At 57.5% G+C, this 358-nt stretch carries 1 pseudogene; it reads left to right on the forward strand.

The annotated features are described in order from the left end of the window. Positions 1-358, forward strand: a pseudogene (locus B2W52_RS19615) (catalase-peroxidase); the annotation flags it as partial.

Raw genomic sequence — 358 nt, forward strand, 5'->3', positions numbered from 1 at the left:
TGGATGAACCCGAACCTCGACGGCAAGGCGACCAACGCGGTTACCTCTGGCATCGAAGGTGCCTGGACCTCGAATCCGACCAAGTTCGACATGGGCTACTTTGATCTGCTGTTTGGCTACGAGTGGCAGCTGACCAAGAGCCCGGCTGGTGCGAACCAGTGGGAGCCGATCGACATCAAAGAAGAGCACATGCCGGTTGATCCGACTGATCCGTCCGTCCGTCGCAAGCCGATGATGACCGATGCCGACATGGCAATGAAGGTAGATCCGAAGTACCGCGCAATCTGCGAGAAGTTCATGGCAGATCCCGAGTACTTCAAAGACTGCTTCGCCCGTGCCTGGTTCAAGCTGACCCACC

The sequence above is a fragment of the Marinobacter sp. UBA2498 genome (genome assembly GCF_002341575.1).
GTDB lineage: Bacteria > Pseudomonadota > Gammaproteobacteria > Pseudomonadales > Oleiphilaceae > Marinobacter > Marinobacter manganoxydans.